At 68.9% G+C, this 19,424-nt stretch carries 23 protein-coding genes and 2 pseudogenes; 13 read left to right on the top strand and 12 right to left on the bottom strand.

Translation table 11 applies throughout. From position 1 onward, the window contains the following. Positions 1-20 precede the first annotated feature (20 nt). Positions 21-1,577, top strand: coding sequence for a YibE/F family protein (locus ACIQFU_RS35495; protein ID WP_402557205.1), 1,557 nt, complete (start codon positions 21-23; stop codon positions 1,575-1,577). A 49-nt stretch (positions 1,578-1,626) separates the two neighbouring features. Here the strand turns inward: ACIQFU_RS35495 and ACIQFU_RS35490 are convergent, their stop codons facing one another. The 4 genes from ACIQFU_RS35490 to ACIQFU_RS35475 form a co-directional block, all read right to left on the bottom strand. Then, entirely contained in the window at positions 1,627-2,064 is a 438-nt protein-coding gene (locus ACIQFU_RS35490) for an SsgA family sporulation/cell division regulator (protein WP_007388906.1), read from the bottom strand. 100 nt (positions 2,065-2,164) lie between these two features. Beyond that, on the bottom strand, positions 2,165-2,902 hold the full coding sequence (locus ACIQFU_RS35485) for an IclR family transcriptional regulator (protein ID WP_402557270.1): 738 nt from the start codon (positions 2,900-2,902) through the stop codon (positions 2,165-2,167). Between the two features lie 306 nt (positions 2,903-3,208). Further along, complete coding sequence (locus tag ACIQFU_RS35480) at positions 3,209-3,421, bottom strand: DUF5326 family protein (protein ID WP_030042262.1); 213 nt, start codon at positions 3,419-3,421, stop codon at positions 3,209-3,211. A gap of 152 nt (positions 3,422-3,573) precedes the next feature. Then, positions 3,574-3,891, bottom strand: a complete 318-nt coding sequence (locus ACIQFU_RS35475; RefSeq protein ID WP_053133839.1) for a cupin domain-containing protein — start codon at positions 3,889-3,891, stop codon at positions 3,574-3,576. A 59-nt stretch (positions 3,892-3,950) separates the two neighbouring features. Here ACIQFU_RS35475 and ACIQFU_RS35470 point away from each other — a divergent pair, with 59 nt between their 5' ends. From ACIQFU_RS35470 to ACIQFU_RS35445, 6 genes and pseudogenes are all read left to right on the top strand, one after another. Next, positions 3,951-4,328: a phage holin family protein gene (locus ACIQFU_RS35470; RefSeq protein ID WP_402557202.1), complete on the top strand. Its 378-nt coding sequence runs from the start codon at positions 3,951-3,953 to the stop codon at positions 4,326-4,328. A 5-nt stretch (positions 4,329-4,333) separates the two neighbouring features. Then, a complete protein-coding gene (locus tag ACIQFU_RS35465; protein WP_402557201.1) occupies positions 4,334-4,828 on the top strand; it encodes a low molecular weight protein-tyrosine-phosphatase in 495 nt (164 codons plus the stop codon). Next, positions 4,825-6,003 (top strand): cystathionine gamma-lyase, encoded by a 1,179-nt coding sequence (locus ACIQFU_RS35460; RefSeq protein WP_402557199.1) that lies wholly within the window; start codon positions 4,825-4,827, stop codon positions 6,001-6,003. The genes ACIQFU_RS35465 and ACIQFU_RS35460 overlap by 4 nt, the downstream gene beginning before the upstream one ends. A 257-nt stretch (positions 6,004-6,260) precedes the next feature. After that, positions 6,261-7,197 (top strand): annotated as a pseudogene (locus tag ACIQFU_RS35455) (LysR family transcriptional regulator). Further along, positions 7,194-7,676, top strand: a complete 483-nt coding sequence (locus ACIQFU_RS35450) for an NUDIX domain-containing protein (RefSeq protein ID WP_402557198.1) — start codon at positions 7,194-7,196, stop codon at positions 7,674-7,676. The pseudogene ACIQFU_RS35455 and the gene ACIQFU_RS35450 overlap by 4 nt, the downstream one beginning before the upstream one ends. A gap of 77 nt (positions 7,677-7,753) precedes the next feature. Continuing rightward, positions 7,754-8,620, top strand: a complete 867-nt coding sequence (locus ACIQFU_RS35445; RefSeq protein WP_402557196.1) for a GNAT family N-acetyltransferase — start codon at positions 7,754-7,756, stop codon at positions 8,618-8,620. 95 nt (positions 8,621-8,715) lie between these two features. On the opposite strand, the gene ACIQFU_RS35440 is transcribed toward ACIQFU_RS35445, so the two are convergent. Together ACIQFU_RS35440 and ACIQFU_RS35435 are read right to left on the bottom strand one after the other, a co-directional pair. Then, on the bottom strand, positions 8,716-9,135 hold the full coding sequence (locus tag ACIQFU_RS35440) for a heme-binding protein (RefSeq protein WP_402557195.1): 420 nt from the start codon (positions 9,133-9,135) through the stop codon (positions 8,716-8,718). A gap of 116 nt (positions 9,136-9,251) precedes the next feature. Next, positions 9,252-10,463: an MFS transporter gene (locus tag ACIQFU_RS35435; RefSeq protein ID WP_402557194.1), complete on the bottom strand. Its 1,212-nt coding sequence runs from the start codon at positions 10,461-10,463 to the stop codon at positions 9,252-9,254. Positions 10,464-10,603: 140 nt separating this feature from the next. Here ACIQFU_RS35435 and ACIQFU_RS35430 point away from each other — a divergent pair, with 140 nt between their 5' ends. Then, positions 10,604-11,068, top strand: a complete 465-nt coding sequence (locus ACIQFU_RS35430) for a MarR family winged helix-turn-helix transcriptional regulator (protein WP_402557192.1) — start codon at positions 10,604-10,606, stop codon at positions 11,066-11,068. Between the two features lie 19 nt (positions 11,069-11,087). Beyond that, positions 11,088-11,540, top strand: coding sequence for a GNAT family N-acetyltransferase (locus tag ACIQFU_RS35425; protein ID WP_402557191.1), 453 nt, complete (start codon positions 11,088-11,090; stop codon positions 11,538-11,540). A gap of 70 nt (positions 11,541-11,610) precedes the next feature. Here ACIQFU_RS35425 and ACIQFU_RS35420 read toward each other — a convergent pair whose 3' ends face one another. The 3 genes and pseudogenes from ACIQFU_RS35420 to ACIQFU_RS35410 all read right to left on the bottom strand — a co-directional run bounded on the left by ACIQFU_RS35420 (position 11,611) and on the right by ACIQFU_RS35410 (position 14,498). Next, positions 11,611-12,996: a serine hydrolase domain-containing protein gene (locus ACIQFU_RS35420; RefSeq protein WP_402557189.1), complete on the bottom strand. Its 1,386-nt coding sequence runs from the start codon at positions 12,994-12,996 to the stop codon at positions 11,611-11,613. Positions 12,997-13,060: 64 nt separating this feature from the next. Further along, positions 13,061-13,842, bottom strand: a pseudogene (locus tag ACIQFU_RS35415) (oxidoreductase). Between the two features lie 77 nt (positions 13,843-13,919). After that, a complete protein-coding gene (locus tag ACIQFU_RS35410; RefSeq protein WP_402557188.1) occupies positions 13,920-14,498 on the bottom strand; it encodes a TetR/AcrR family transcriptional regulator in 579 nt (192 codons plus the stop codon). 225 nt (positions 14,499-14,723) lie between these two features. Here ACIQFU_RS35410 and ACIQFU_RS35405 point away from each other — a divergent pair, with 225 nt between their 5' ends. After that, entirely contained in the window at positions 14,724-15,518 is a 795-nt protein-coding gene (locus ACIQFU_RS35405) for a DUF6193 family natural product biosynthesis protein (protein ID WP_402557187.1), read from the top strand. 22 nt (positions 15,519-15,540) lie between these two features. On the opposite strand, the gene ACIQFU_RS35400 is transcribed toward ACIQFU_RS35405, so the two are convergent. Together ACIQFU_RS35400 and ACIQFU_RS35395 are read right to left on the bottom strand one after the other, a co-directional pair. Then, entirely contained in the window at positions 15,541-15,843 is a 303-nt protein-coding gene (locus ACIQFU_RS35400) for a hypothetical protein (protein ID WP_402557269.1), read from the bottom strand. Between the two features lie 58 nt (positions 15,844-15,901). Next, positions 15,902-16,318, bottom strand: a complete 417-nt coding sequence (locus ACIQFU_RS35395; protein ID WP_402557185.1) for a hypothetical protein — start codon at positions 16,316-16,318, stop codon at positions 15,902-15,904. Between the two features lie 119 nt (positions 16,319-16,437). On the opposite strand from ACIQFU_RS35395, the gene ACIQFU_RS35390 reads away from it, so the two are divergent. From ACIQFU_RS35390 to ACIQFU_RS35380, 3 genes are all read left to right on the top strand, one after another. Further along, entirely contained in the window at positions 16,438-17,679 is a 1,242-nt protein-coding gene (locus ACIQFU_RS35390; protein ID WP_402557183.1) for a hypothetical protein, read from the top strand. A gap of 325 nt (positions 17,680-18,004) precedes the next feature. Then, positions 18,005-18,403: a hypothetical protein gene (locus ACIQFU_RS35385; protein ID WP_055592324.1), complete on the top strand. Its 399-nt coding sequence runs from the start codon at positions 18,005-18,007 to the stop codon at positions 18,401-18,403. Then, the gene (locus tag ACIQFU_RS35380; RefSeq protein WP_402557181.1) at positions 18,400-18,801 is read left to right on the top strand and encodes a hypothetical protein; all 402 of its coding nucleotides are present in this window, start codon (positions 18,400-18,402) and stop codon (positions 18,799-18,801) included. The genes ACIQFU_RS35385 and ACIQFU_RS35380 overlap by 4 nt, the downstream gene beginning before the upstream one ends. Before the next feature lie 12 nt (positions 18,802-18,813). Here the strand turns inward: ACIQFU_RS35380 and ACIQFU_RS35375 are convergent, their stop codons facing one another. After that, entirely contained in the window at positions 18,814-19,341 is a 528-nt protein-coding gene (locus tag ACIQFU_RS35375) for a LysR family transcriptional regulator (RefSeq protein ID WP_402557180.1), read from the bottom strand. Positions 19,342-19,424: the final 83 nt, after the last annotated feature.

Below are 19,424 nucleotides of genomic sequence, written 5' to 3'. Positions count from 1 at the left end.
GTTCTTGCGATGATCGGGCGGTGACCACACCGCAGCACCCCTCCTTTCCGCCGCGCCGCCCCCGCCGCGGACCGAACGCCGCAGAGGGCGACGGTCGTACCACCGGCCATGTCCCCGTCGTCACTCACGGCGCGAGCGACGGCAGACCTGAGGCCGATCACGGACACGCTGCGGGCCAGGGCCCCGGTCCGGGGGACGGACACGGGGCAGGCCACGGGCACGGAGCGGGGAGTGGGGGACACGACGCCGGCGGCGGACACGGATCGGGAGGCGGACACGGGCACGGGCACTCGCACAGTCACGGGCCCGCGGCACCCGTCTCCCGGCACCTGCGCAAGGTCATCGCGGCGATCCTGATCCCCTTCGCCGCGGCCGTGGTGATCGGGCTCGCGGTGCTGTGGCCGGGCGGTGCGCCGCCCCACGAGCGCACCGGCGTCGGCTTCGACCGGCAGACACAGCAGGCCACCGTCACCAAGGTGGTCGAACTGAGCTGCCAGTCGGTCAACGGCTCGGGCGCCACCCCCACCGGCGACACGTCCACCGCCGAGGGTTCCTCCGCGGTGCAGCAGGCGACGGGCGAGTGCAAGCGGGCCACCGTCCGCGTCGACACCGGCGACGACAAGGGCCGTACGTTCGACGAGATCGTCCAGCCGGACCAGTCACGGCAGTTGCACGAGGGGCAGAAGGTGGTGGTCGCCTACGAGCCCTCCGCGCCCAAGGACCTGCAGTACTCGGTGACCGACATCAACCGCCGGCTCCCCTTGGCGCTGCTCGCCGGCATCTTCGCCCTCGCCGTCGTGGTCGTCGGACGACTGCGCGGCCTGATGGCGCTGGTCTCGCTGGCCATCAGCTTCCTGCTGCTGAACTTCTTCATCCTGCCCGCGATCCTGCAGGGCTCGAACCCCCTGGTCGTGGTGGTGGTCGGATCCAGCGCCATCATGCTGATCGCCCTGTATCTGTGTCATGGACTGTCGGCCCGGACCTCCGTGGCAGTGCTCGGCACCCTGATCTCGTTGCTGCTGATCGGCGTGCTGGGATCGCTGTTCATCGGCTGGGCCGCACTCACCGGCAACACGGACGACAACACGGGTCTCATCCACGGCCTGTACCCGTCCATCGACATGAGCGGTCTGCTGCTCGCCGGGGTCATCATCGGTTCGCTCGGTGTCCTCGACGACGTGACGGTCACCCAGACGTCGGCGGTCTGGGAACTGCACGAGGCCAACCCGACGATGGGCTGGCGCGGCCTGTACCGCGCGGGCATCCGCATCGGCCGCGACCACATCGCCTCGGTCGTGAACACGCTGGTCCTCGCCTACGCGGGCGCCGCGCTGCCCCTGCTGCTGCTGTTCTCGATCGCGCAGAGCGGCGTGGGGACGGTCGCCAACAGTGAACTGGTGGCGGAGGAGATCGTGCGTACGCTGGTCGGCTCGATCGGGCTGGTGGCCTCCGTGCCGGTCACCACGGCCCTCGCCGCCCTGGTCGTGGCGGCGGACCGGCCGGCCGGGACCGCGGGGGCGGCGACCGCCGCGGGGGCACCCGCACGTGGCGGGCGGGGCCGCCGCCGTAAGCGCTGACGCGCCGGGCGAAGCGTTACGCCACCGCTGCGGGCGGTGCCGTAACGGTTCAGCCCGCGCTCTGTTCCTCCGCCAGGATGCGGTCCAGGGCTTCGTCGAGGTGACTGTCGAAGTCGGCGAGCGCGCCCTCCTGGCCGAGGGGCACCAGCTTGTCGGTGCGGTCGAGGAAGGCCACAAGGGGCGCGGCCGAGGAGCGGAACAGCGCCTGATCGCTGCCGACCTGAAGGCGGATCAGCACCTCGGCCAACGGCTCGGGGTCGACCGGCGCGATGCGCACGTCACCGTCCCCACACGGCCGGCCCACCCCGTCGACCAGCAGCTCCCGGCCGAAGGCCCAGGTCACCGGCGCGTCTCCGGGCAGGTGGAAGGTCAGTCGTACGGCATAGGGATCACGGGTCTCGTACCGCAGCTCCACGGGGATGCGGAAAGAGAGCTCCTCGGACACGAGAAAGCTCATCATGACCTCTGCCTGTACGGACTCGCCCATTCGCCTACCCCGTCATTCGCCGTCGACTGTCCGGGAATCAAACCTCTAACACTGGTGGCATCTTGCTCAACGTACACACCAGATCACAAGGAGTGAGTTTTCAGATACTGATAGAGAGCGCGAGCGAACCCAGACGCCGACCCACTTCGTGCTGCAAACGCTGTGCCGCCGGGAGCAACCGGTCCGCCTGATGCAGGGGCAGTGAGATGGCCATCGTCGCGGCGGTGGTGCCGACAGTGATCGGAATCGCCGCGCAGACCGTCCCGAGCGCGTACTCCTGGCGCTCGGTCACCGGCGTCATCCGGCGCGTGCGTTCCAGCCGTCTCAGCAGAGTGTGGCCGTCACGCACCGTGTACGGCGTGACCGGCTGCGCCGGATAGCGGTCGAGGTGGTCGCGGCGGGCGTCCTCGTCCAACTGGGACAGCAGGCACTGCCCGATGGCGTGCGCGTGTCCCGTCTCGCGGAAGTCCGCCCACTCCTCGACCGCCGGGTTGCCCGGGGTGTCGGACACGCACATGACCTCGATCTCGCCGTCCCGGTACATGGCGTAGTACACGGGGAAGCCGATCGCGTCGCGCCAGCGTGCCATGGTGTCGACCACCGTGCTGCGACGTTTCTGCTCGGCTCCGCTGCTGCTCAGCCGCTCGGCGGCCTCACCGAGGAAGAACAGCCCCTTCTCGCGGCGCAGGTAGCCCTCGTGCACCAGGGTGCGCAGCAGGTGGTACGCCGTGGGCAGCGCCAGCCCCGTCTCCCGGGCCAGTTGTTTGGCGGGGGCTCCGTATTCGTGCTCGGCGACGCACTCGAGCAGGCGCATCGCCCGCTGCACGGAGCCGATCAGGGTGGCGGTGGGCGGGTCGGCGGAGGAGGGCGCGGGGGGTGTCCGAGGCGTCGAGCGGGGCTGCACGGGAAGGGCGTGCAGCTGAGCGAATGCGGTGTCAGCCGTGGCCAAGGGTCACTCCCGGAACGCGAGGTGGCAGACCGTGCGGAGAACACGGGTGGGGGTGTACGCCGCTCGCGAGGTCGCCCCCGCGTGGAGTTCCGGACTCTAACCGCCGGTCAGCGCTTACCGACGGCCCGTACGGGAAACTTCCCCCGGCCGAGGGAACCGGTGGTTCCTGTTACCGCCACCGGTGCCCCACCTCGCTCACCAGTCGCTGCGGGAAGACGAGCTCGACATGAACTTGCGTACGACGTAGATCAGTCCGCCGACGAGTGCGACGAACACCAGCAGCTTGAACAGCAGTCCGATCACGAACCCGACCACGCTGGCGATCAGACCGCCGAACACGACCAGGGCGATGACCGGCACCGCGACCCACTTCACCCACCACGGCAGTCCCGTGAAGATCTCTCGCATCGCCCTTGCCCTTACCTTTCGGGGGAGCCCAGGAAGTCCTGGGGAGTCCTCTGATGTCCTGCACTCGATGCTAGAGCCGCGAGCGCCGCGGCAGGGGCCCAGCACCCCTTGTCTCCCCCTGACCGATCCCCTAGGGAACCCCGGGGCCCCTCTCAGCTCTCCGGCGGAGAGAACACCACCAGGACCCGCAGGTCCTCGCTGATGTGGTGGAACTTGTGGGCGACCCCGGCCGGCACGTAGACCACGCTGCCGCGGGCGACCTGGGTGGTCTCCATGCCCACGGTGATCGCGGCCCGCCCGCTCACCACGAAGTACACCTCGTCCTGTGCGTGCGGTTTCTGCGGGTCGGCCGTCCCCGCGTCGAGGGCGTACAGGCCGACCGACATGTTCCGCTCACGCAGGAACTGCAGATAGGCACCGTCGTTGGCGGCGCGCTCCGCCTCCAGTTCGTCCAGCCGGAATGCCTTCATCGCCTTGTCCGTCCCTGCCTCACCGTTCGTTTCCGATCGCGTCTGCCACGATCAGACACATGAAGAATTTCCTAGTCAAGACGATCGCCAACGCGGGCGCCCTCGCGGTCGCGGTATGGCTGCTCGATAAAATCACGCTGACCGGGGGCAGCACCGGGGAGAAGGCCGCCACCCTGATCGTGGTCGCCCTGGTGTTCGGCCTGGTCAACATGGTGGTCAAGCCCATCGTGCAGGTGCTGACCTTCCCGCTGTTCATCCTGACCCTCGGCCTGTTCACGCTGGTGGTCAACGCCCTGATGCTGTTGCTCACGTCGTGGGTGGCCGACAAGCTCGACCTGAGTTTCCACGTCGACGGGTTCTGGACCGCCGTCCTGGGCGGCCTGATCGTCTCGATCGTCTCCTGGGCCCTCAACGCGTTCCTGCCCGACGGGGACTGATCGCGATGACCTACCGCGTCTGTTTCGTGTGCACGGGAAACATCTGCCGCTCCCCGATGGCCGAGGCCGTCTTCCACGCGCGCGTGGCGGACGCCGGGCTCGACGACCTGGTCGAGGCCGACAGCGCCGGCACCGGCGGCTGGCACGAGGGCGAGGACGCCGACCCGCGCACCGTGGCCGTCCTGGCGGAGAACGGCTACGGCCTCGACCACACGGCCCGCCAGTTCCAGCAGTCCTGGTTCTCCCGCCTCGACCTGGTCGTCGCCCTCGACGCCGGGCACCTCAGGGCCCTGCGGCGCCTCGCCCCCACGGAGCGGGACGCGGCCAAGGTGCGCCTGCTGCGGTCGTACGACCCCGCCGCCGACGGCGGTGACCTGGACGTCCCGGACCCCTACTACGGAGGCCAGGACGGCTTCGAGCAATGCCTTGAGATGGTGGAAGCGGCGAGCAGCGGACTGCTCGCCGCGGTACGCGAGCAAGTGGAAGGACGGGCGGCATGAGCGATTCCGCCACGAACGACACTGCCGGTACGGGTACGGACGGATCCGCTTCCGTCCCCGGTGACGGCACGCGCGCGGTGCGCGCCGGGCTGCCCGAACCCGTCAAGCACGAGCCGACCCTGCCCGGCCCGGTGTTCGCCGCCCACTTCCACCTGCCGGGCGACCCGACCGGTCCGTACACCTACGGCCGCGACGAGAACCCCACCTGGACCCACCTCGAGCGCGCCATCGGCGAGCTCGAGGGACCCGGCCCGGACGACGTGGAGACACTCGTCTTCGCCTCGGGCATGGCCGCCATCTCCTCGGTGCTCTTCTCGCAGCTGCGCGCCGGCGACACGGCCGTTCTGCCCGACGACGGCTACCAGGCACTGCCGCTGGTCCGCGCGCAGCTGGAGGCGTACGGCATCGAGGTACGCACCGCGCCGACCGGCCAGGACGCCCAGCTCGACGTGCTGGACGGAGCGAAGCTGCTGTGGATCGAGACGCCGTCGAACCCCGGGCTCGACGTGTGCGACGTGCGGAGGCTGGCCGAGGCGGCACACGCCCGCGGTGCCCTGGTGGCCGTCGACAACACCCTCGCCACACCGCTCGGGCAGCGTCCGCTCGAGCTCGGCGCCGACTTCTCGGTGGCCAGCGGCACCAAGCAGCTAACCGGCCACGGCGACGTCCTGCTGGGCTACGTGGCCGGCCGCGACGCCCGGGCGATGGCCACCGTACGGCGCTGGCGCAAGATCGCCGGTGCTATTCCCGGCCCCATGGAGGCCTGGCTCGCGCACCGCTCGATCGCCACCCTCCAGCTGCGAGTGGACCGGCAGGACGCCACCGCGCTCAGGGTGGCCGAGGCACTCCGGTCCCGGCCCGAGATCACCGCTCTGCGCTACCCCGGACTGCCCGACGACCCGTCCCACAAGGTCGCCTCGCAGCAGATGCTGCGCTACGGCTGTGTCGTCTCCTTCACGCTGCCCTCGCGCGCGCGTGCCGATCGCTTCCTCGACGCGCTCCACCTGGTCGAGGGTGCGACGAGCTTCGGCGGGGTGCGGTCCACCGCGGAGCGGCGCGGACGCTGGGGCGGCGACGCGGTGCCGGAGGGCTTCATCCGGCTCTCGGTCGGCGCGGAGGACCCCGACGACCTGGTGGCGGATCTGCTGCGCGCGCTGGACGAAACGGCGGACTGACGCCGCCGCGCTGCCCCTGCGGACCCTCACCGGCAGACGCGGCCGCTTACGGCGGACGGTCCGAGCCTCCCCCCTCGTGGCTCGGACCGTCCACCGGTTCCACGCGCCTTCCGTTTCCACGCGCGAAGAACCGCGCGCTCCAGGCTAGTTGACCGAGCGTCAGTATCCAATCACAGAAACGACAGCGACCTGTCGACATATTTATGGTTGGGCACGGGCGGGGGCTGGAGAAGAACAGGAGAGGGGACGGGCTTTCCGTGGATCTGGCCTTGCTCCGCACCTTCGTCACCGTGCACCGGGCCGGTTCGTTCACCCGCGCCGCTGCCCTGCTCGGCCTCTCACAGCCCGCCGTCACCTCACAGATCCGTACGCTGGAGCTTCAGATCGGCCGCCCGCTGTTCCTCCGGCAGGCCCGCGGAGTGACTCCGACGGCCATCGGCGACGAACTCGCCCACAAGGCCGCCCCGCATCTCGACACCCTGGTGGAGATCGCCGAGGCCGGGCCGGGGGACGCCTCCTCGCTGCGGACCCTGCATCTGGCCGGACCACCCGAGTTCACCGCCGAGCGGGCGCTGCCCGCGCTCACCGGGCTCACCGGCGAGGACGGCCGGGCCTTCGCCCTGCGCGCCTCGTTCGGGAACGCCGAGCAGACGCTGGAGGGCTTGGCAGCCGGACACCACGATCTGGCCATCGGAACAGCTCGCCCACGCGGCTCACTGCTCACCTCGACTCCACTCTGCGACGAGGAACACATCCTGATCGCCACGTCTCACTGGGCAGAGCGCGCCGGCGGCCAAAAAGCTCCGCGACACCGACGCCCTGAAGCACGTCCCCGTGGTCGAAGTGCACGAGTCGCTGCCCTTTGTCGCCCGCTACTGGGCGTCCGTCTTCGACGCCTGTCCTGCAGCCCGGCCACCGTCGTCGTCCCCGACTTGCGTGCGGTCCTCGCCTGCACCGTGCGCGGCGGCACTGGAACGCGGCGACGTCGTCGCCCTGCGCGATCCGCCGGTGCCGCCGTTGCGGACGTATTTCCTGGCGGCACGCACCGGCACACTGGCGATGCCGCACATCGTCCGGGCCCACGAGGGATTGCTGCGGGCGGCCACCACCTGGAACTGGACGCAGGAACTCATGAAACCGGGCGTGCTTCACGATGTTTCACGTGGAACCAGCCGGGCCACATTTCCTCCATGACCGTCCGACCCGTGGTCAAGCGCACCGCTCGCGCCGTCCTGCTGGACGGCGACCACCTGATCCTGATCAAGCGGACCAAGCCCGGTGTCGACCCCTACTGGGTCACTCCCGGCGGCGGGGTCGAGCCGGACGACGCCACCGTCGTGGAGGCCCTGCACCGTGAGGTGTACGAGGAACTCGGTGCCAAGATCAGCGACGTGGTGCCCTGCTTCGTGGACACCGTGGAGCACATCGGCGAGGACGGTGGCGCGACCGGTGTGAAGGTGCAGCACTTCTTCGTCTGCCACCTGCTGTCCATGGACCCGTCCCTGCGGCACGGCCCCGAAGTCGACGAGCCCGCCGGTGAGTACGAGATCGTCCGGGTGCCGTTCACCCGGGTCGGGATCGCCTCGGTCCACCTCGTACCACTGTCGCTGCGGCACTATCTGGACGGCAACATCGAGGGTGTGCGTGCCATGCACGCCCCCGACCTCGGCTGAACGACGTGGCCGAAAGCTCGCGTGTTACGCCGGAAAGAGGTGGACGCGGACGGCCGCCGTCGGACAGCCTGACCTGCGTGCCGACACCTTTCCCCGCCTCTGCACCGATCCGCCGTCTGACGCTCCGCGATCTCACCGCCTGCGCCGACCTGTCCGAGGACCGGGGGTGGCCGCGTGAGGAGCACAAGTGGGGGTTCCTCCTCACGGCCGGAAAGGGATACGGGATCGACGACCCCGGTGGCGGTCTCGTCGCCGCCTGCACCGTTACCGAGTACGGGCCCCAGGAACGCCCCGCACTCGCCGCCATCGGCATGGTGCTGGTCGCCGAGCGGCACGCCCGGCAAGGCGTCGGACGTCGCCTGATGCGCCACATCGTCTCCGCCCTGGGCACCGTTCCCCTCACTCTGCACGCGACGCCGTACGGACGGCCGCTCTACGAGGAGCTCGGCTTCAAGGTGACGGGCGGGGCGGAGATGGTGCGCGGCCGCTTCCTCCCGGGCGGACCGGAACCGAAGGCCGTCACTCGCGCGGCCACCGCCGGGGACGTCACCACCATCCTCCGGCTCGACGAGGAGGTGTTCGGCGCCGACCGCACCCACGTCGTCGCGCGGCTGCCCGCTTTCGCCGACCAGCTGCGCATCGCCGAGGAGGACGGCCGGATCACCGGGTACGCCGCGGCCTGGCCGAACATGGACACCCACGTCGTGGGCCCGATGATCGCCCGTGACACCGAGACGGCCAAGGCGCTGATCAGCTCCCTCGCCGCCCGCACCGACCGGCCACTGCGCACGGACATCGACGTGCGGCACAGGGAGCTGCTGACGTGGGTGAAGGAGCACGGCCTGTCCACGGTCGCCCCCAACGCGGTCATGACCTACGGGATCACCGAGCTGCCCGGGGACTGGACCCGACGGTTCGCGCCGCTGACGGTGGCTGCGGGCTGACTTCGGCCGTACGCCCCCACGACACGGCGACGCGCGGTACCCGGGCTGCCCGGGTACCGCGCGTCGGTCGGACGGTCACTCAATGACCGCTGCCGTCAGGCGAGGCTCCGCACGGCGGCCGTGGCGAAGCCGTGGTCCTGCTCGGGCGCGCCACCGCCCACCCCGATCGCACCGATCAGCCGGCCTCCGCGGTGCACGGGCACGCCGCCCGCGATGAACAGCAGCGGCCGGTCGAGCGCCGTGGGCAGGGTGTGGAAGAGGCCTCCGGGCTGAACGGCGTCGACGAGGTCGGCGGTCGGAGCGTTCAGCTGGAGCGCCGTGTAGGCCTTACGGGTGCTGGTCTCTCCGGAGATCAGCACGGCGCGGTCGTCGCGCCGGAAGGCGAGCAGGTGGCCGCCGGCGTCGAGGACCGTGACGCTGACGGTGACACCGGCCGCCGCGGCGGCATGCTGGACAGCGGCGACGAGGGCTTCGGCGTCCTGGATCGTCAGCGGGGTGACAGCGGTGGTGCTCATGGTTCCTTCTCCTTGGTTGTGCCGAGTGGTGCGGTGCCTCGGTGGTCGGCGAGGCACCGTGGGCCGAGGGATGCGGGGCGGCCCTGGCCCCGTACCCCGGGCAGGGGACTGGTCGTTCAGTGGTGGACGACTGCGGCTCGCTGCTCCCCGGGTACGGAGCCCGCGACGCCCGGCCCGGGAGTACTCGCGCGCCGTTCCAGGGCGGCCGAGAGGGCGGCGAGGACGAGGGCGGCGGCGGCGAGCACGGCGCCGACCCAGTTGGGGGCCGTGTATCCGAGGCCCGCCGCGATGACGACGCCGCCGAGCCACGCGGAGAGCGCGTTGCCCAGGTTGAATGCACCGATGTTCACCGCGGAGGCCAGCGTGGGTGCGCCGTGTGCGTGGTCCAGGACGCGCTTCTGCAGCGGGGGGACGGTGGCGAAGCCCAGGGCACCGATCAGGACGACGGTCACGGCGGACGCGATCTTGTCGTGCGCGGTGAGCGTGAAGAGGGCGAGTACGACGGACAGCGCGCCCAGGGCGATGTACAGCAGGGGCATCAGGGCGCGGTCGGCGAGCCGGCCGCCGACGAGGTTGCCGCCGACCATGCCGAGGCCGAAGAGGACCAGCAGCCAGGTGACCGAGCCGTCGGCGAAGCCCGCGACATGGGTCATCATCGGCGCGATGTAGGTGATGGCCGCGAAGACCCCGCCGAAGCCGAGAACGGTCATGGCCATCGCGAGCAGGACCTGTGCGTTCTTGAACGCGGCCAGCTCATGGCGCAGCCGCACGCCCTCGGCCCTGGGCACGTCGGGAACCAGCTTGGCGATCCCGGCCAGGCCGACGACTCCGAGCGCGGCAACGACGGCGAAGGTGACGCGCCAGCCGACGGACTGTCCGATCAGCGTTCCCAGCGGGACACCGATGACATTGGCGACGGTCAGACCGGTGAACATCATCGCGATCGCGCCGGCCTTCTTGTGCGGGGCGACCAGACCGGCCGCGACCACCGATCCGATGCCAAAGAAGGCGCCGTGCGCGAGCGAGGCGACCACGCGGCCGATCAGCATGACGGAGAAGACGGGGGCGAGGGCGGAGAGCAGGTTGCCGACGACGAACAGGCCCATCAGCAGCATCAGCATCCGCTTGCGCGGCACCTTGGTGCCGAGCACGGTCATCAGCGGGGCGCCGAACATCACGCCGAGCGCGTACCCGGTCACCAGGTATCCGGCGGTGGGGATGGAGACTCCGTAGTCGCTCGCGACCTCGGGCAGCAAACCCATGATCACGAATTCGGTCGTTCCGATCCCGAAGGCCCCGATCGCGAGGGCCAGTAGCGCGAGAGGCATGGAGGAGTACACCTTCCGAGAACATTGCAGGAGCGTCTTTCGCTCGCTCACAATAATTGCACACGCGGGCTATATGCAAGCGCAGGCAATTGCGGCACTGGTCTACCCTGGTCTCAGCCGCTCCTGGACGGAGGAACCACATGACAGCGACGGACCCCGCGCTCACCGCCCTCTCCCAGGGCTGGTGCGCCCTCTCCCTGCTGCACGGAAGGATCGAGGCGCACATCGAGCGCGCGCTGCAGACCGGGCACGATCTGAGTGTCCGCGAGTACTCACTGCTCGACGTGCTCAGCCGGCAGCACGACGGCGACGGGGGGCATCTGCAGATGAAACAGGTCGCCGACGCCGTCGTCCTCAGTCAGAGCGCGACCACCCGGCTGGTCACCCGGCTAGAGGACCGGGGCCTGCTCGAGCGCTACCTCTGCCCCACCGACCGACGCGGCATCTACACCAACGTCACTGCGACGGGCCTGCGGCTGCTGGACGAGGCACGGCCCACCAATGACGCCGCCCTGCGCGAGGCCCTCGACGAGGCGGCCACGAACCCCGACCTCGCGCCGCTGGTCCGGGCGGTGGAGACCCTGAAGGCACCGGTGCCGGCCTAGCCGGTTCTAGAGTGCGGTCATGGGAGATCTCGAAATACGGCCCACCACCGCCGACGACATCCCGGCGGTCGTCGCGATGCTCGCCGACGACCCGCTGGGCGCACAGCGCGAATCACCGGACGACCTGGGCCCGTACCTGGCCGCGTTCGAACGGCTCAGGACGGACCCGAACCAGCATCTGGTGGTGGCCGTCCGCGACGGCCGTGTCGTCGGCACACTTCAGCTGACGATCGTCCCCGGCCTGTCCCGGCGCGGCGCCACCCGTTCGATCGTCGAAGGCGTACGCATCCACGGCGACGAGCGTGGCAGCGGGCTGGGCACCCAGCTCATCGAGTGGGCGATCGACGAGTCCCGGCGGCAGGGATGTCACCTGGTACAGCTCACCTCCGACAGGACGCGGACCGACGCCCACCGCTTCTACGAACGTCTGGGCTTCTCGGCCTCGCACACGGGATTCAAGCTCCAGCTCTGAGGCAGAGCCCCGTGGCAGGCCCGGGCCGGCAGTCCGGCCCTGTTTCACGTGAAACAGGGCCGGGCTGTCGTCAGCCGATCCCCCGCCACCCCTGCGGGTCCACACCACCCGGCACGCCGGCGTCCTCTTCGTACGGCTGGCGCGTGAAGACGAAGGAACCGAGGTCCAGATGGCTTACGGTGCCGTCCGGGCGCCTCACCGCTCGTAGCAACTCCCCTGTGTAGTAACCCTCCAGTCCCGTCCAGGTGCCGTCACCGCCCGCCCGGAACCGTGAGCGCCTGCCCTGGCCCGACAGCGGCCCCAGTGACACCCCTCCGTCGGGCGTCAGCCGCAGGACGAAGGCATGAGTCCCCCAGTACCACTGCCCCGCCAGCTCCAGCACGGAGGAGTCGACGTCTCGCAGGGGACTCCATGGTTCGGGGATCCGGGGCTCCGCCTCAGCGACGATGCGCACGAGGTCGGCTCCGACCCCGGCGAGCAGCGGCCCGGAGGTGCAGTTGGTCAGGACCACCGCGGCCACGTCGTCCTCCACCGCGATGGTGAGGTTGGCCAGGAAGCCTGGCAAGGACCCGGAGTGCCCCACGAGCAACCGCCCGTCCCGGTGCTGAAGCTGAAGTCCCAGACCGTACGCCGCACCGTCCACCACGTCCGCGGCCTCGGCCGGCGCGGCGGGCTCCCGCATCTCCCGCACGGTCTCCGCGCCGAGCACCTTGTCGTCTCCCCGCGTCAGGAAGACGGCGAACCGCGCCAGATCCGCGGTGGTCGACCAGAGCTGACCTGCCGGCGCCATCAGCCCCAGGTCCTCGACCGGCTCGGCCAGCATCACGTCGGCCCAGGGGTGCACCGCCCAGCCACCGGCATGCGGGGCGCTGGGGCGTGTGGCCGTACGCTCCAGCCCCAGCGGTTCCAGCACCTCCCTCTGCAGCACCTCCTCCCAGGGAGCACCGCGCAGCTTCTCGACCAGCGCGCCGAGCAGGGTGTAGCCGGGGTTGGAGTAGTGGTGGCGACGGCCCACCGGGTGCAGGAAGGGCTGCTCGCCCAGCACGTCGGCCAACTCGGGCCGAAGCGAGCCCGGTGTCCGCTCCCACCAGGGCGCGGGCGACTCGGCGGCCAGTCCGCCCGAGTGCGCGAGCAGCTCGGCGATCGTGGCCTCCCCCGCTCCGGTGCCCGGCAGATGCTTCTCCAGCGGATCCCCGAGACCGAGCACGCCCTCGTCGCGCAGCCTCAGCACGAGGACGGCAGTGAACGTCTTGGTGATCGAGCCGATCCGGTACTGCACGTTCTCGTCCGGTCCGTGCCCGTCGACCGAGGTCCGCGCCCCGTGCCACACGGTCCGCCCGCCCCGGACCACCGCCGCGACGAGCGAGGGCGTACGCCCCTCGGCCTGGGCCACGGCGATGCGGTGAGTCAGCGCCCGGCGGGTGGTGGGCAGCAGCTCTTCCTGAGGTGTCGTCATGCACCCAGTCCACCGGTCGGGGCACCTCACGTCGAGCCGATTTACCCGTGGCACCGTCTCCGGTTCAGAGCGCCTTGACCGTGCCGCCGTCGATGACGTAGTCGGCCCCGGTGACGTTGCCGGCGACATCGGAGAGAAGGAACACGATCAGGGCCGCGACCTCTTCGGGTTCGGTGATCCGGCCGCTGGTGATGTTGAACGCTTCCGGGAGCTGCTGGAGGAAGGCGGCGTGCTCCGCGCCGAGTCCGGCCGCCACCTTGCCACCGAAACCGTCGGGGTCCTCCCAGATGGAAGTGCGGACCGCTCCGGGAGAGACGGTGTTCACACGCACGCCCTGGGGCCCGAACTCCTCGGTCAGGGACTTGCCCAACGCGGCGAGAGCCGCCTTGGCCGCGCTGTAGGCGACCGGCCCGGCAGCGGGCAGCCGCGAGTTGATGGAGGAGACGTTGACGATCGATCCGCGGCGCTCGATCAGGCTGGGCAGGGCCGCGCGGGTCGCGCGGACGGCACTGAGCAGATTGAGATCGAAGACGCGGGTCCACTGGGTGTCGTCGGTGTCGAGGAAGCCGACGGGCTCCACGTCGTCCCCGCCACCCACGTTGTTCACCAGCAGGTCGATGCCGCCCAGTCGACGAGGGCGCTGTCCATGAGGGTCGCGACACCTTCGGCGGTGCTCAGGTCGGCCGACACCGTGTGCGCGCCGGTTTCCTTCAGCTCGGGCGTGATGGTGCGGGCGGCACCCACGACGTGGACGCCTTCGGCCGTCAGGGCCCGGACCGTGGCGAGGCCGATGCCCCGGCCGGCGCCGGTGACGACGGCCGCCTTGGAAGTGAGGTTGAGGTCCACAACGCTCTCCAATTCTTTAACTGCGAGTACAAAATTTGGGTAGAGAAGGACCACCTGCGGTGGGTGCCGCGGTGGGATCAGAGGCAGTCGAGCGTCGCGTCGATCACCCGGACGAGCCGGTCAGGGCTTTCAGCGACGCGCGCCATGAGCCGCAGACCCACGACCGTGTTGAGCAGCATGCTCCCCAGGGCCGCCGGATCGCGGCCGGGCGCGATCTCCCCCGAGCGCAGGCCTTCCTCGATCAGCGCACGGAAGGCGCCCTCGGTTCGGTCGAGCATCCGCTGGACGAGTTCGGTCGCCACCTCGTCCGTCCCGGCGAGTTCCGCCGCCGCGTTCACGGCCATGCAGCCCCGGCGACCCGGGTCGGCGAGATCCATCTCGACGAGGAACTCCAGCGTTCTGCGCAGACGCGCCTTGACCGGCCCTCCCTCCTCGAGCGCGGCCACCAGAGCGGCGGCCTGCTGGTCGCGGTAACGGCGGAGCGCCCGTTCGTACAGGGCGTGCTTGCTGCCGAAGGTGTTGTAGAGGCTGCCCTTGCCGATACCGAGGGCCTCGACGAGGTCCTGCGGAGTGGTCCCGGCATATCCCTTTCGCCAGAACACGTCCATGGCCTGATCGACGGCGACGTCTGGATCGAACTGCTTGGGCCTTCCCATGGACGCGACACTAGCACGATTCTTTACCTGCAAGTCAAGAAGCATCCGACACCGGGAGCCACCCTGCGCCAACGGGCGGGAAGCTGCCTGGTCGGTGTAGGATCCCGCGGTTCGTGTCATAGAGCATCGCGTTGACCTGCAGCTTCTCTTTGAGTCTCACAGCGTGACGAGCTTGATCAATCTCACGGACGTGGCAGATTCCTCAGCACGAGGGAGACTGCCTCGGTGACCTCGAACGCGACACCCCCTGCCCGGCACGAGCCACTCCCGGCCGACGCTTCCTTGTATCCAGACCTGGCGTCCGCCGGCAGCTTCGCCGGAGCGCTGGAAGCCGTGGCTGCTGAGCTCGGTCTCTCCCTAGGCAGGGTTCTTGTGGATGATTCGAACCCGCTCCGGACGGCAGGCGTCGAGAGCACGGTGGCTGACCGTGAGGCGTGCTGGATCAGCCTGGGGTCTGTGGAGCGGTGGTTCATCTTCAGCGGTTGGTCCATGGGGGTGCAGTTGGTCTCGGGCGCGACTCAGGACTTGGGCGAGATGGCACGGGCCCTGGAGGCATGGCGGAACGGCCTGAGGCTCAAAGGGATCCGCGAGGTGAGCCCATTCGTCAAGGTCACCGAGCTGGCCGAAGCCCATGAAAAGGGTCCGGCCGAGGCGGTCGCGGTGAAGTGGCGCTTGCTCCTTGAAGGCCTGCGCCGAGATTCGGACCGCCGGGAGCTCGCCCATCGGACGCTGAAGGTTGCCGAGCTTGCGCATGCCGAACCACAGCTGCGCCAGCTGCTTCCGTTCACCAGCCACTGGTCGCTTCATTTCACAACCTGCACTGGGTTCCCGTACTCATGGGACGTGCCGTTCATCGATCCCCTGAGCGACGGGCGATATCGAGTCTGCGGCCCTTCACGAGGAAGAGTGATCGGTGAGGCGGACACCGCTGAGCACGCGATCGCTTTGGTGGTGGGCGGGCTTCCGGCGAACTGCGGACCAGCAGTCGCCGGCACTGTCAACGATCAACAGTCTTTGTAGTTCCTCCTCCGCCCGTCCGATCTCATGACGGCCGGGCTGCGATCTGCCGACGGGCGGAGTTCCAGACCTCCTCGAACCCGTCGGAGGTCAGCTGCTCCGGATCGTGGCCTTCCCACTCGGAGACGGGCTGTTCGGCTGTGATCCCGAACCTGTTGTCGTACGCGTCGAGGCGGCTTGCGTCGCGGGCCCGCTGCCACTCGGCGAGGGAGGCAGCTGCGATCGGGGTCAGCTCAGGCCCTTCGAGTTCGACCTGCCGGATCACCCAGCCTTCGGCGTCGACCTCGAAGTAGAACCAGGTGTCTTCCTCGTCCCAGTAGCAGCGCATCCAGGTGGTCACCAGGCCATGATGACGGGCCAGGTGCACCGCGCTGCTCCGCTTCGCCTCATGACTGGGCGATGAATCCTGCGGATCGATCGAGCTGGAAAGGAGAACCGACCCGGGTGGGAACCCAGCCCTGATCCCGTGCCGCTCGAATGCCGGCAGCAACGTGCGCTGGGCGAATGGGCTCCGTCTCGACGCCCACCCAGTTGCTGGGATGGGCCTGGCCGCTGGTGACGATCAAGGTCGTGCCCGGCCGGCTGCCGACGGCCGCTTCGACCGCGTAGGTCATCGGTGTCCAGCAGAGTCCCTGCATGTAGGAGGGCTTCCTGCGGATCCGCCAGCGGTACTCGATTCCGTCAACGGTTATGCGCCGGGAACCCTTCTTGTTCAGCGCCATCTTCGCCTCCTCCGCTGTTGGACTGTGCTGTGTCGCCGCGGGCGCGAAAAGCAGGTTGCACGCGAACGTACCGAACGTCATCGCCGACAAGTACCTTCGGGACTACGGATGGGTTGATCAGCCCATAAGTTGGTGTCAGTGCCGAGCGACCCGGCGCATCGCACCCACCCCGGGTGCACTCACCGCGATCGGAGAGCACCGTGAAGAACAGCCCGTTGTGGCGAGTGGTTGACAACGAGAGTGGTAGCCAGTCCATCGTCAGCACGCCCTCCGAGGCGGTCGCGTTCGTCAACAGCCGGTTCGACACCGATGACGACGACGAGCCGTTCAGCATCACCGAGGTCGGTCCTCTCCTTCCGAAGCCGCTCGGGGTCATCACCGCATGGGCCGCCGAGAAGGACGGCGAGCGAACCGACGGGCGTACTGCCCCGATCACCATCAGGCCGGTTGTGACGGACAACGCCAGCGAGTGCGATGACGTCGTGCTCTGGGGCGACGTGTACGTCTCCTGGGACCACGACATGTACACCGTCGAGGGGCCGGACGGCTCCGAGTACAGCGAGGCTTACAGCGCAACCGAGTTGAGTGCGATCCTTGACGAGTACGCCGACGACTATGAGTACGCGCCTGAAGGGCCCGACAGCCACAGGTGGCCGAAACCGGAAGAGTTGATCACCTACGGCGCCCAGGAGTGTGCCAAGCGGTTCGGGCACCTCGACGACGACGCCCTGCTGTGGCTTGCTGCCACCCGCATCACGCTCGCCGTGTGGCGCAACACACCCGTCGAGAACTGGCATGCCGGGAAGAGTCCGCTGCACGACGGCACGATGATGCGGATCAACACGGCAACCACCCGACTCGTGCGCTCGATGCTGTCGTTCGACCATGTCGACTGGATCGGTCTCGGTCTCGCGATCGTCAACCCGTCCCGGGTTCTACCGACAGGGCAGTCCGTACTCGAGCTCGGGCTGGCCTGCCACAACCCTGACGACCCGGCGCACGAGGTTGATCCGCGAGAAGAACTCGCGGAGATGGCGCAGGTCGCGATCTCATGGGGGCGAAGGTACTGCCTTCACGAGAAGGAGTTCGGCCTGCGAACCCTGATCGAATCCTTCTGTGCGTCCGACAACGGCTGGTTCGGAGCACCGAGTTGGGGGCGCATCGTCGATCGGTTCCTTACGGCTGTCGACGACCGGGAGAATGCGCACTGGGGCATATACCAGGACAAGCCTTGGTTCAACGAGTGGTTCACCAACCGGCCGGCCGACATTGCGGATACCACGGAATTTCGTCGGCTGCTCCTTGCCGGGCCCGACCTGCTTTCCGAGGAGGCCGCCGAATGGTGCGTGGATGGTGCCATCGGCTACGTCTGCCAGGACGACCACGCGAACGACTGCTGGCGGTGCGGTATCCCGCTGGCAACGGAATCCCCCAACGAGTGAATGTGTGCACCAGCATAGAAAAGCAGCAATCCACTGACCGCACTCTCTCCCGCCTACTCGGCGGCCTCCCCTGCTTGGGGAGCCAGTCGCGGCTCCACTGACTGGAGATGTGCGGGTGCTTCTGACGGATCTGTGGCAGCAACGCTGGCCCGGCTGCCCGCTGGTCGGCCACAAGCTCCGTGAGCCCTACAGGAGTGTCTGGGTCCGCTTCCACAGTCCGTCGGGTCTTTGACATCAGTATCACCGGCCTGCTGGTTTCTTGATAACCACGGCTTCCACGACACGGAGGTCGAGCAGGTCGCCGGACCTCCGGGATCATGACGCCATGCAACTCCGATACTTCAATCAGACCGGATGGACCGCCATCTTCAATGGCACTGAGACCGAGATCGGTCGCATGGTGCGCGTGGAGGGATGGGATCCCGCAACCGGGACAGCCTTGGTGGTCGACCCGCAACGAGGGGCACTGCGCCAGGTCACGGACTACGTGGACTTCTCCCACTTGGAGCGGGCCGATCAGGTGGTCGCCGCGATACCCGGTGGGGGATGGCGGGCACACTGGACGGATGAAGGGCCGGGTGGATCACCTCTCACGGAGCAGGTGCTGGCCTGGTTGATCACTTCGCAGGGCCGGGCGACTGCCATCACAGTCGATGCTCAGGGGCATGTGGAGGACGCCGACAGCGCCGACGCCTTCATACCGCCGGGTGAGGAACTTCAGTGACGGCGTCGATGCCGCAACAGGCGGGCCCGGCGTCCGAGGGTCGGACTTCTGATGCCGACTGGGAGGCTCCCTACTACCGGGTTCGGGCCGCCGGCTTCCAGGTGCTCTTCCTCGTGGAACCGGACGAGGCGATCGAAGAGGTCTGCAACGTCGATGCCAAGGTTCATCTTGCCGACGGGTCGCGCTGGAGTTCCACGATCTTCACTCTCGCCGAGGTGGATCGGCTCATGCGGAGCTGGGAGGCGAGCGGAGAGGCGGTCTCCGGGCAGTGCTTCTTCTGCGCGGACGGGCTGATCGTGCGGAATCCCGGCATCGGCAGCATGGTGCGCGTGATTGCCGGGCTCGTGGCCTCCGGCGAGTTGGACGGGGTGTTCCGACGCATTGCCGACCCGGAATGATCACGCCGCGTCTCAGGGCATCGTGTTGTCCTGCATCTTTCGAATGGCCTTGAGCACCTTCTTCCCCAGGGGAGTGAGCGTCATGTGCCTACCTCGTTCCGCCCGGACCAGGAGTGGTCCACCGAGTTCTCGTTCGATCCGGTTGATCTGTGCGACGAGGGTGAACGTGTTGAGGCCGAGGCCGCTCGCTGCGGCACCGAGGCTGGGGTAGGGAGATGCAGCCGCGAATCGGCTCAACCGTTCGCTGGCCCCCTGGCCGCCGAGTGCCGGCCGAAGGATGCTTGGTGCTCGGCTGGCCTGGTCGATTGCCCGAAGTACCTGGCTGTGACTGGACCCTCCGCGTGGTCGCAGCGGAACGTTGTGGGTCTTGGCCCAGCGGGCCATGTTCGCGGTGCTCATGCCAGCTTCTCGGGCGAGGTCCGGCAGGGTCCGGCGGCGGTGGACGTACTGCTCGATGAGCCAGGCCCGTTCGACAGTGCCGCGGCGCTTGTAGTCCTTGGGGCCCTCGCGGAGCGGGATGCCGTACTCCGGGTCTGTCAAACGAGCGGTGTAACCAGGGTGGTTGGGGTTACTGGCGGGCCGCCGTCAGGCGGCCGTCGAAGGTGATGTCGAAGGCGTTCAGT

Source organism: Streptomyces sp. NPDC093065 (assembly GCF_044754585.1).
Lineage (GTDB): Bacteria > Actinomycetota > Actinomycetes > Streptomycetales > Streptomycetaceae > Streptomyces.
The sequence above is the reverse complement of the archived record's forward strand: the minus strand, read 5'-3'. Positions and strand labels throughout refer to the sequence as shown.

What these genes read in the sequence shown, in the direction of transcription:
- ACIQFU_RS35465 (WP_402557201.1), top strand. Translation starts at nt 4,334, where the DNA reads ATGACCTACCGCGTCTGTTTCGTGTGCACGGGAAACATCTGCCGCTCC.
- ACIQFU_RS35410 (WP_402557188.1), bottom strand. Translation starts at nt 14,498, where the DNA reads ATGGGAAGGCCCAAGCAGTTCGATCCAGACGTCGCCGTCGATCAGGCC.
- ACIQFU_RS35490 (WP_007388906.1), bottom strand. Translation starts at nt 2,064, where the DNA reads ATGGGCGAGTCCGTACAGGCAGAGGTCATGATGAGCTTTCTCGTGTCC.
- ACIQFU_RS35475 (WP_053133839.1), bottom strand. Translation starts at nt 3,891, where the DNA reads ATGAAGGCATTCCGGCTGGACGAACTGGAGGCGGAGCGCGCCGCCAAC.
- ACIQFU_RS35460 (WP_402557199.1), top strand. Translation starts at nt 4,825, where the DNA reads ATGAGCGATTCCGCCACGAACGACACTGCCGGTACGGGTACGGACGGA.
- ACIQFU_RS35395 (WP_402557185.1), bottom strand. Translation starts at nt 16,318, where the DNA reads ATGACGTTCGGTACGTTCGCGTGCAACCTGCTTTTCGCGCCCGCGGCG.
- ACIQFU_RS35400 (WP_402557269.1), bottom strand. Translation starts at nt 15,843, where the DNA reads ATGCGCTGCTACTGGGACGAGGAAGACACCTGGTTCTACTTCGAGGTC.
- ACIQFU_RS35470 (WP_402557202.1), top strand. Translation starts at nt 3,951, where the DNA reads ATGAAGAATTTCCTAGTCAAGACGATCGCCAACGCGGGCGCCCTCGCG.
- ACIQFU_RS35385 (WP_055592324.1), top strand. Translation starts at nt 18,005, where the DNA reads ATGCAACTCCGATACTTCAATCAGACCGGATGGACCGCCATCTTCAAT.
- ACIQFU_RS35420 (WP_402557189.1), bottom strand. Translation starts at nt 12,996, where the DNA reads ATGACGACACCTCAGGAAGAGCTGCTGCCCACCACCCGCCGGGCGCTG.
- ACIQFU_RS35435 (WP_402557194.1), bottom strand. Translation starts at nt 10,463, where the DNA reads ATGCCTCTCGCGCTACTGGCCCTCGCGATCGGGGCCTTCGGGATCGGA.
- ACIQFU_RS35430 (WP_402557192.1), top strand. Translation starts at nt 10,604, where the DNA reads ATGACAGCGACGGACCCCGCGCTCACCGCCCTCTCCCAGGGCTGGTGC.
- ACIQFU_RS35480 (WP_030042262.1), bottom strand. Translation starts at nt 3,421, where the DNA reads ATGCGAGAGATCTTCACGGGACTGCCGTGGTGGGTGAAGTGGGTCGCG.
- ACIQFU_RS35425 (WP_402557191.1), top strand. Translation starts at nt 11,088, where the DNA reads ATGGGAGATCTCGAAATACGGCCCACCACCGCCGACGACATCCCGGCG.
- ACIQFU_RS35450 (WP_402557198.1), top strand. Translation starts at nt 7,194, where the DNA reads ATGACCGTCCGACCCGTGGTCAAGCGCACCGCTCGCGCCGTCCTGCTG.
- ACIQFU_RS35440 (WP_402557195.1), bottom strand. Translation starts at nt 9,135, where the DNA reads ATGAGCACCACCGCTGTCACCCCGCTGACGATCCAGGACGCCGAAGCC.